General features: G+C 66.0%; 9 protein-coding genes. 2 read left to right on the top strand and 7 right to left on the bottom strand.

Features of this window, described 5'->3' with window-relative positions; translation table 11 throughout:
• Positions 1-46: 46 nt before the first annotated feature.
• Together GO615_RS18635 and GO615_RS18630 are read right to left on the bottom strand one after the other, a co-directional pair.
• Positions 47-241, bottom strand: a complete 195-nt coding sequence (locus GO615_RS18635) for a CstA-like transporter-associated (seleno)protein (RefSeq protein WP_169130881.1) — start codon at positions 239-241, stop codon at positions 47-49.
• A gap of 4 nt (positions 242-245) precedes the next feature.
• Complete coding sequence (locus GO615_RS18630; protein WP_169130879.1) at positions 246-2,315, bottom strand: carbon starvation CstA family protein; 2,070 nt, start codon at positions 2,313-2,315, stop codon at positions 246-248.
• Between the two features lie 240 nt (positions 2,316-2,555).
• Between GO615_RS18630 and GO615_RS18625 the strand changes: the two genes are divergently transcribed.
• Positions 2,556-3,926: a cache domain-containing protein gene (locus tag GO615_RS18625; protein ID WP_169130877.1), complete on the top strand. Its 1,371-nt coding sequence runs from the start codon at positions 2,556-2,558 to the stop codon at positions 3,924-3,926.
• A complete protein-coding gene (locus GO615_RS18620; RefSeq protein WP_169130875.1) occupies positions 3,923-4,567 on the top strand; it encodes a response regulator in 645 nt (214 codons plus the stop codon). Before GO615_RS18625 ends, GO615_RS18620 begins: the two co-directional genes overlap by 4 nt.
• Positions 4,568-4,582: 15 nt before the next feature.
• On the opposite strand, the gene GO615_RS18615 is transcribed toward GO615_RS18620, so the two are convergent.
• From GO615_RS18615 to GO615_RS18595, 5 genes are read right to left on the bottom strand one after another with little or no spacing between them, the layout of a single operon-like run.
• Positions 4,583-5,485: a DMT family transporter gene (locus GO615_RS18615; RefSeq protein ID WP_169130873.1), complete on the bottom strand. Its 903-nt coding sequence runs from the start codon at positions 5,483-5,485 to the stop codon at positions 4,583-4,585.
• Complete coding sequence (locus GO615_RS18610) at positions 5,485-6,195, bottom strand: ABC transporter ATP-binding protein (RefSeq protein ID WP_169130891.1); 711 nt, start codon at positions 6,193-6,195, stop codon at positions 5,485-5,487. Before GO615_RS18610 ends, GO615_RS18615 begins: the two co-directional genes overlap by 1 nt.
• Positions 6,195-7,025 (bottom strand): ABC transporter ATP-binding protein, encoded by an 831-nt coding sequence (locus GO615_RS18605; RefSeq protein ID WP_169130871.1) that lies wholly within the window; start codon positions 7,023-7,025, stop codon positions 6,195-6,197. Before GO615_RS18605 ends, GO615_RS18610 begins: the two co-directional genes overlap by 1 nt.
• Entirely contained in the window at positions 7,022-8,323 is a 1,302-nt protein-coding gene (gene livM / locus GO615_RS18600) for a high-affinity branched-chain amino acid ABC transporter permease LivM (protein WP_169130869.1), read from the bottom strand. The genes GO615_RS18605 and livM overlap by 4 nt, the downstream gene beginning before the upstream one ends.
• Positions 8,323-9,237, bottom strand: a complete 915-nt coding sequence (locus GO615_RS18595; RefSeq protein ID WP_169130867.1) for an ABC transporter permease subunit — start codon at positions 9,235-9,237, stop codon at positions 8,323-8,325. The genes livM and GO615_RS18595 overlap by 1 nt, the downstream gene beginning before the upstream one ends.
• Positions 9,238-9,295 lie beyond the last annotated feature (58 nt).

Here is a 9,295-nt window from a genome sequence, read left to right as displayed (position 1 = left end):
GGGTTGGGGTTGGGGGCGCTCATGTCCGGCACCTTTTGGTAGTGTCTCAGCAGCAGCGGCCGGTGCCGCCGCCATAGCGCGCTTCCTGACGCTCGCGGAAGAATTCCTCGTAGCTCATCACCGGCCGATCCGGGTGCGTCGCCTTCATGTGCGCGGCGTAGGTGTCGTAGTCGGGCAGGCCTACCATCAGGCGGGCGGCCTGCCCGAGATACTTGCCGAGCTTGGTCAGGTCGTTGAACACGGGCTTACGCCGCGGCGCCCTGCGAGCCCGTGCCCGGCGCGCCGATTTCCTGCGTGGTCGGATGCGCCACGCGGTAGGCCTGGTAGCAGGTGCGTGCGCCGAACACCAGGATGCTCAGGACGACGAGCATGAAGAACGCGGTCAGTCCGGCATCGATCTGGTTGTTGAGGATGATCTGGTGCATCTGGTCCAGCGACTTCGCCGGTGCGAGCAGTTCGCCGCGGGCGAGGGCGTCCTGATAGCGCGACGACTGGGCGAGGAAGCCGATCTTCGGGTTGGCGTCAAACACCTTCTGCCAGCCGGCCGTCAGCGTGCAGGCGAGCAGCCACACCATAGGCAGGACCGTCACCCACGCGAAGCGCTCGCGCTTCATTTTGAACAGCACGACCGTGCAGAGGATCAGCGCAACGGCGGCCAGCATCTGGTTGGCGATACCGAACAGCGGCCACAAGGTATTGATGCCGCCCAACGGATCGACCACGCCCTGGTAGAGGAAGTAGCCCCATGCCGTGACGCACAGCGCGGTTGCGATCGCGTTGCCGGCCCAGGAGTCGGTGCGCTTCATCGCCGGTACGAAGGTGCCGAGCAGGTCCTGCAGCATGAAGCGTCCCGCACGCGTGCCGGCATCGACCGCGGTGAGGATGAAGAGCGCCTCGAACAGGATTGCGAAGTGGTACCAGAAGCCCATCATCGCGGTGCCGCCGAACATCTTCGAGAAGATCTGCGCCATGCCCACCGCGAGGGTCGGTGCGCCGCCGGCACGGGCGATGATCGTGTTCTCGCCGACCGCGGCCGCGGTGCCGGTGAGCGTTTCCGGCGTCACCACGAAGCCCCAGTTCGAGATCACCTGCGCGGCGCTTTCGGCCGTCGGTCCGAGCACCGCGAGCGGGCTGTTCATCGCGAAATATACGCCCGGATCGATGATGGACGCGGCAACAAGCGCCATGATCGCCACGAACGATTCCATCAGCATGCCGCCATAGCCGATCAGGGGCATGTGCGACTCGTTCTCGATCATTTTCGGGGTGGTGCCGGAAGAGATCAGTGCATGGAAGCCGGATACCGCGCCGCAGGCGATGGTGATGAAGAGGAAGGGGAACAGGCTGCCCGACCAGGCGGGGCCGGTGCCGTCGATGAAGCGCGTGACTGCCGGCATCTCGAGGTCGGGCGCGACGAACAGGATGCCGACCGCGAGCGCGAGGATCGCGCCGATCTTGAGGAAGGTCGACAGGTAGTCGCGCGGCGCGAGCAGCAGCCACACGGGGAGCACGGAGGCGACGAAGCCGTAGCCGATCAGCATCCAGGTGAGCTGCGTGCCCGAGAAGGTGAATAGCGCCGCCAGCGCGGGATCGGCAGCGACCTTGCCGCCACCCACGATCGCCCAGATCAGCAGCACGAAGCCGATCACCGAGATTTCGCCGATACGGCCCGGGCGGATGTAGCGCGTGTAGATGCCCATGAAGATCGCGATCGGGATGGTCGCGGCGACCGTGAAGGTGCCCCACGGGCTTTCGGCCAGGGCCTTCACGACGATCAGCGCGAGCACGGCGAGGATGATCACCATGATCATGAAGGTGCCGAACAGCGCGATCACTCCAGGAATCGGGCCGAGCTCGGACTTCACCAGATCGCCGAGCGAGCGACCGTCGCGGCGCGTGGATACGAACAGCACCATGAAGTCCTGCACCGCCCCGGCGAGCACGACGCCCGCCAGGATCCACAACATGCCAGGCAGGTAGCCCATCTGCGCCGCAAGCACGGGGCCGACGAGCGGGCCGGCACCGGCAATGGCGGCAAAGTGATGGCCGAACAGCACGTACTTGTTGGTCGGCACGTAGTCCAGACCGTCATTGTGGCGCGTCGCCGGGGTCATGCGCTCGGGATCCAGCGACATCACCCGCTTCGCGATGAACAGGCTGTAATAGCGAAACGCGATGAGGTATACGGACACTGCGGCGACCACGATCCACAAGGCATTGATCGTTTCACCACGATTGAGTGCGATATATGCGAGCGCGAAAGCGCCGAAGATGCCGACAAGCGCCCACAGCGCGTGTCTCGACAGCGTGGCCATCTATACTCCTCCTCTCTCCGGATAGGCCGTTGAATCAGGCTCTGGTCTTACCGGATTTGGTTCCGGGGCCCGGCAAAGCTGTGCCGGGAATCACCAGGTAATGTCGCGGAACGGCGCCTGCCGAACCATTCGCACTACTACTTTCCGCGTCTGCGTAGTACTACGCAGACATGTCGGGGGACTGCCGCGCGGCACTACAATCGCGGGCGGGAAACGGGTGAAAAGCTGGGGAGAATGGGCTTGCGGCTCAAGCACAAAGTGATCGTCCTGGCCGTGCTGCCGCTCATCGCGGCCGTGGCGGCGATTGCGATCCTCGTTGCGATGCAGGCGCGCGACCTCGAGCGGCAACAGGAAAGTGTGCTGAACGAGGCGATGCTCGCGGCAAAGCGCGCGGAGTTGCAGCATTACGTCCAGCTCGCGCAGACCTCGATCGACCACCTGTATTCGGCGGGGCGGGATGACGAGGCGACCAAGGCGGAGGCGAAGCGCATCCTCAGCGAGATGAACTACGGCGACGACGGCTACTTCTTCGCCTACGACATCACCGGCCTCAACGTCGTGCATCCGCGACAGTCAGAACTCGTCGGCCGCAACCTTTGGGACAAGCAGGATTCCGAGGGGCTCCCCGTCATCCAGCGCCTGATCGCCGCGACCGTTTCCGGCGACGGGTTCCTCCAGTACAAATGGAACAAGCCTTCGACGGGCAGGGAAACCGCCAAACTGGGCTATGTCGTCAAGCTCGACCGCTGGGGCTGGGTGCTCGGGACCGGCATCTACCTCGACGATGTCGAGAGCATCCGCAGCAAGTTGCGCGAGCGGATGTCGTCGCGCATCACGACGACAGTCGTCGGCTTCACCGTCGTGGGCATCGTTGCGGCGCTCATCGTGTTTGCCGGCGGCATGGCACTGAACATCAGCGAACACCAGCTCGCCGACCGCCGGCTGAAGGCGCTCGCGCAGCGCATCGTGACCTCGCACGAGGAGGAGCGCACGCGCGTCGCACGCGACCTGCACGACGGCCTCAGCCAGTTGCTCGTTTCGGTCAAGTTCCACCTCGAACTGGCCAGGGAGCGGGCGCTTGCCGGGCGTGACGACGTCGCGGAGCACATCACCAAGGGGCTGGACGGGCTGGGGGTGGCGATCGGCGAGATCCGCAGCATCTCGCACAACCTCCGCCCCTCGCTGCTCGACAACCTCGGCCTTTCCGCTGCCCTGCGACAGCTGCTCGACGAGTTTCACCTGCGCACCGGCATCGTCGTCGATGCCGACATCGGCAAGGTCGACCTGCTCGCCGACGAGGCGGGCGCGACCACCCTGTATCGCATTGCGCAGGAGGCATTGACGAACATCGAGCGTCACGCCGACGCCCATCACGTCCGTCTCACGCTCGCGTCGGGGGGCGGGGCCGTCCGGCTCGTGATCGCCGATGACGGGTGTGGCTTCGACTCGTCCCGGATCGACCACCCGCGTAGCGGCGGCATCGGCCTGCGCAACATGCGCGAGCGCATCGAGCATCATGGCGGCAAACTCGCGGTCAGTTCCGTGCCCGGCCATACCGAGCTCAGTGCGCTGCTGCCGTGCCCGAATGCGAAGAAAGGAAGCTTCTCATGAGCGATACCACCGATCCCGTCGCGCGGATTCGTCTGCTGTTGGTCGATGATCATCAGTTGGTCCGCGACGGCCTGCGCGCGCGGCTGGGGGATATCCCGGAGATCGACATCGTCGGGGAGGCGGCCAACGGCGAACAGGCACTGGCCGCCGCGGAAACCCTGCGTCCGGATCTCGCGCTGGTCGATGTCGGCCTGCCCGACATCAACGGCATCGAACTGACGACGGCACTCGCGCAAAGGCGTCCGGAGCTGCGCGTGCTGATCCTGAGCATGTACGACAGCCAGGGCTACGTGATGTCGGCGATGCGTGCCGGCGCGCGCGGATACGTGCTCAAGGACGCACCATCGGTCGAGATCATTGCGGCAATCCGGGCGGTCGCCGCCGGCGGCGCCTACTTCAGCGGCGCACTGACCACCGCCCTGTCGACGCAGGCGGACGACGCGGCGGCCCTGACGGAACGCGAGCGTGAAGTGCTGATCCTCGTCGCCCAGGGCGACAGCAACAAGCGCATCGCGCAGAAGCTCGACGTGAGCGTGCGCACCGTCGAGACGCACCGCCTCAATCTGCGCCGCAAGCTCGGCATCGAGACGGCGGCGGGGCTCGCGAGCTATGCGCTGAAGCGCGGCTGGATCAGGGGCTAGCGGCGGGGAGGAAACTCAGGACTTCTCGCCGCGCGCCGCGAGATAGATACCTGCAAGCAGCAACGCAAAACCGCCGAACTGAAGCGGCGCGAAACCCTCGCCAAAAATGACGAAGGCCATCGCCGCGCTGACTACGGGTTCACCGAGCGTGACGACTGCGACGAAGGTCGCCGAGACATGGCGCAGCGACCAGTTGTAGGCCGTGTGCCCGAGTAGCTGCGGGCCCAGTGCCATGCCGGCGAGCACGATCCACGCGCTCAGGCTGAAGCCGCTGAGCGGTGAGCCGCTACCGCCGCTCACGACGGCGAGGAACAGCGCGGCCACACCGTAGGCGAGCCACACATAGGCAGGCAGGGGCAGCCCCGCGCGCAGCCGCCGCCCGATCAGCAGGTAGGCGGAAAAGCACCACGAACCGATCAGCGCGAGCAGGTTGCCGAGCATCGGGTTCGAGCCGGCGCCGGCGTTCTGGCTGTCGCTCCAGAAAATCAGCAGGCTGCCGCCGAAGGACAGCGCGATTCCGCCCAGCATCATCCGGCTCGGGCGCTCGCCGAACAGCACGAAGGACGCCAGCCCGATCCACAGGGGGTTAGTGGTGACGAGGGCGGTGCTGGAGGCGACCGAGGTGTATTCCAGCGAGGTGATCCACGTGCCGAAATGCAGCGCGAGGAAGAAACCCGCCGCCAGTGCGAGCAAGCCCTGGCGACGGTCGAGCCGCGCCAGCGCGTGACCGGATTGCCACAGCGCGATCGGCGTCACGACCAGCGCCGCCAGCCCCAGCCGCCAGCACGCCACGGCGAGCGAAGGCACCCCCTCGGCCTGCGCGAGGCGCGCGAAGATCGAACCGAAGGAGACCGCCATCAGCCCGACGCCCAGCACGACGAAGGGCATCCAGCGCGGCGGGGCGGCGACGCCATTCATCAGTGCCCGCCCTCGAGGTAGGCCGCGCGCACTTCCGGGCTCTCCAGCAGTTCCTGTCCCGTCCCCGCCAGCACGATCTCGCCGTGCTGCAGCACGTAGCCGCGATGGGCGACACGCAGTGCGTGGTGGGCGTTCTGCTCGACGAGCAGTACCGTCATGCCGTGCTCGGTGTTGAGCTCGCGGATGATCTGGAAGATGCGCTTGATGTAGATCGGCGCGAGGCCCAGCGAGGGCTCGTCGAGCAGCAGCAGCTTGGGCCGGCTCATCAGTGCGCGCCCGATCGCCAGCATCTGCTGTTCGCCGCCGGACAAGGTGCCCGCGCGCTGCGACGCACGCTCCTCGAGGATGGGGAACATCGCATACACGCGCTTGATGTCGGCGTTGAAGTTCGCCGGGTCGGCGAAGGCCGTGCCCATGAGCAGGTTCTCCAGCACCGTCATGCGCGGGAAGATGCGCCGGCCCTCGGGCACGATCGCGATGCCGCGGCGCGAGATCAGGTGGCTCGGCACGCGCGTGATGTCCTCGCCGTCGAACACGATGCGACCCGAGGAGGCCCCAGGCTTGCCGAACAGGCTCATCATCAGCGTCGACTTGCCGGCACCGTTGGCACCGATCAGGGTGACGATCTCGCCGACCTGCACCGTGACATCGACGCCGCGCAGCGCGTGAATATGGCCGTAATGGGCGTGCACGCCCTCCATGTGCAGCATCATGCGGCTTTCTCCCCGGATGCGGTGTCCTCGTCATCCTCGCCGAGATAGGCCTTGATGACTTGCGGGTCGTTGCGGATTTCCTCCGGTGTGCCTTCGGCGATCTTGCGGCCGTAGTTCAGCACGCAGATGTGATCGGAGACGTTCATCACGACGCTCATGTCGTGCTCGATCAGCAGGATGGCGATGCCTTCCTCGCGGCACAGCGACAGCAGCAGCGTGTTGAGCTCGGCCGATTCGCGCGGGTTGAGGCCCGCGGCCGGCTCGTCCAGGCACAGCAGCACCGGATCGACGCACAGCGCGCGCGCGATCTCGATGCGCCGCTGCGTGCCGTAGGGCAGGTCGCCTGCTGCGACGTCGGCAATGTCCGTCAGGCCCAGGCGTTCGAGCCAGTGCGCGGCCTTCTTCAAGGCCTCGGCCTCGGCCTTGCGGTAGCCTGGCAGGCGGAAGATGCCCGCGAGCGAAAATCCGGACGCCTTCTGCAGGAAGTTGTGCTGCGCGACGATCAGGTTCTCCAGCACCGTCATCTTCGGGAACAGGCGGATATTCTGGAAGGTGCGCACGACCTGTGCATCGCGAGCGACGCGGTGGCCGGTCATCGTCTCCAGGCACATCTCGCCCTTGTTCGGATGTGCGAGCCGCACGCTGCCGACAGTCGGCTTGTAGAAGCCGGTCAGGCAGTTGAAGAAGGTCGTCTTGCCGGCGCCGTTGGGGCCGATGATCGCGGTGATCTTGCCCGCCGGCACCGACACCGACAGGTCGTCGATCGCCGTCAGGCCGCCGAAGCGCATCGTCAGGCTCTCGACGGAAAGCAGGGTCGCGGCGCTCATGCCTCACCTCCCTCGGTGGCAGCCTGTCTGAGTCGGATCGTCGGTTCGCGCGAGGCGAGCAGGCCGCCCGGTTTCCACACCATGATCAGCACCATCGCGGTACCGAACAGCAGCATGCGGTACTCGGAGAAGTTGCGTCCAAGCTCGGGCAGCAGCACCAGCACCAGCGCCGCGAGCACGACGCCGAGCTGGCTGCCCATGCCGCCCAGCACGACGATCGCGAGGATCGTCGCCGACTCGGTGAAGGTGAAGCTCTCCGGCGAGATGAATCCCTGGCGCGCGGCGAAGAACACCCCTGCGAAGCCGCCCAGCATCGCGCCGATTGCGAAGGCCGAGAGCTTGACGTTGGTGACGTTCATTCCCATCGCCTTGCAGGCGATCTCGTCCTCGCGCAGCGCTTCCCAGGCGCGACCGACCGGCAGCTTGCGCAAGCGCGCCACGAAGACGTTGGTCAGCAGCGCCAGCACCAGGATCAGGTAGTACAGGAAGATGATGCGGTGCATGCCCGAGAACTCGAGCCCGAAGAAGGTCGCGAAACTCTGTGTGCCTTCGGCCGGGTTGCGCTCGAAGGGCAGGCCGAACAGCGTCGGGCGCGGGATCGAGCCGATGCCGTTGGGACCGTTGGAGAGCTCGGTCCAGTTCACCAGGATCACGCGGATGATCTCGCCGAAGCCCAGGGTCACGATCGCGAGATAGTCGCCGCGCAGGCGCAGGATCGGATAGCCGAGCAGGATGCCGAAGGCTGCGGCCATCGCGCCGGCCACCAGCAAGGCCTCCCAGAAGGTCCAGCCGAAGTGCGAGAAGAGCAGCGCGTAGGTGTAGGCGCCGACCGCGTAGAACGCGACGTAGCCGAGGTCGAGCAGGCCCGCCAGGCCGACAACGACGTTCAGGCCCCAGCCGAGCATCACGTAGATCAGCACCGTCGTCGCCGTGTCGATGACGTAGCGGTTCTCGGAAAAGACGATCGGCAATGTGATCGACGCGCCGAGCACGGCCCAGCCGATCACCTTGATCGCTTGCGGGGTGCGGTCGATCTTCGCCACCGGAGGCTTCGCCGCGCGACGATTGCGGATCTGGTCCATGATCCAGCGGAAGATGAACCGGCCCGCAAAGGATGCGCCGACGAAGGCGCCGAGCATGCCGAAGCGGGTCTGCACGGTAAGTGCGCCGCCCTCGTCGACGGTCGTCAGGCCGACCATGGGAATGCCCAGAAGAAGGGCGACGAAGGCGACCCAGGCCGCGTCCTTGAAGCGTTCTGCGGGCGTGCGCGCATGGCGCGCAATGATCACGGCGCTCATCAGACCTTCTCCACTTCAGGACGGCCGAGAAGTCCGCTGGGGCGGAACATCAGCACCAGGATCAGGATCGCGAAGGTCGCGACGTCCTTGTACTCGGGCGAGAGGTAGGCCGCCCAGAAGGCCTCGATCAGGCCGATGATCAGCCCGCCCAGCATCGCGCCCGGCAGCGAGCCGATCCCGCCCAGCACCGCCGCGGTGAAGGCCTTGATGCCGGCGACGAAGCCGATGAAGAAGTCGACCACGCCGTAATACACCGTCACCATCACCCCGGCGACCGCGGCCAGCGCCGCACCGAGCATGAAGGTCGCCGAGATCGTGCGGTCGACGTTGATCCCGAGCAGTGCGGTCATCGTGCTGTCCTGCTCGCACGCGCGCTGCTGGCGGCCGAACGCGGTCTGCGTGATGAGGTAAGTGAAGGCCACCATCAGCACGACGGTCACGACGACGATCATGATCTGCGTCCACGAGATCTGCACTGTGAAGCCGCCGGATTGCCAGATCTCGATGCCGCCTTCGAGCACCGGCGGGATCGGTTTGACGCGCGCGCCCTGCGTGAGCTGCACCATGTTCTGCAGGAAGATCGACATGCCGATCGCGGAGATCAGCGGCGCCAGTCGGGTCGAGCCGCGCAGCGGCCGATAGGCCATGCGCTCGACCGCCCAGCCGTAGGCCGAGGTGAAGAAGATCGCGGTGATCAGCACCGCGGTGAGCGCCAGCGGCAGCGACGTGATGTCGAATGCGGCGAGCAGCGTGAAGGCGGTGACCGCGATGAACGCACTCACCATGAAAATGTCGCCGTGGGCGAAGTTGATCATCCCGATGATGCCGTACACCATCGTGTAGCCGATCGCGATCAGGCCATACACGGCCCCCAGCGTCAGGCCGTTGATGAGCTGTTGCAATGCATATGCCACAGCAGTCTCCTTTGTCGTTTTGCGTGTATCGCGCGAGCGGCGCAGACGGGCAGGGCGG

The organism is Aromatoleum evansii (assembly GCF_012910805.1).
In the GTDB taxonomy this organism is placed as follows: domain Bacteria; phylum Pseudomonadota; class Gammaproteobacteria; order Burkholderiales; family Rhodocyclaceae; genus Aromatoleum; species Aromatoleum evansii.
The sequence above is the reverse complement of the archived record's forward strand: the minus strand, read 5'-3'. Positions and strand labels throughout refer to the sequence as shown.

What these genes read in the sequence shown, in the direction of transcription:
- GO615_RS18630 (WP_169130879.1), bottom strand. Translation starts at nt 2,315, where the DNA reads ATGGCCACGCTGTCGAGACACGCGCTGTGGGCGCTTGTCGGCATCTTC.
- GO615_RS18620 (WP_169130875.1), top strand. Translation starts at nt 3,923, where the DNA reads ATGAGCGATACCACCGATCCCGTCGCGCGGATTCGTCTGCTGTTGGTC.
- GO615_RS18615 (WP_169130873.1), bottom strand. Translation starts at nt 5,485, where the DNA reads ATGAATGGCGTCGCCGCCCCGCCGCGCTGGATGCCCTTCGTCGTGCTG.
- GO615_RS18610 (WP_169130891.1), bottom strand. Translation starts at nt 6,195, where the DNA reads ATGCTGCACATGGAGGGCGTGCACGCCCATTACGGCCATATTCACGCG.
- GO615_RS18605 (WP_169130871.1), bottom strand. Translation starts at nt 7,025, where the DNA reads ATGAGCGCCGCGACCCTGCTTTCCGTCGAGAGCCTGACGATGCGCTTC.
- livM (WP_169130869.1), bottom strand. Translation starts at nt 8,323, where the DNA reads ATGAGCGCCGTGATCATTGCGCGCCATGCGCGCACGCCCGCAGAACGC.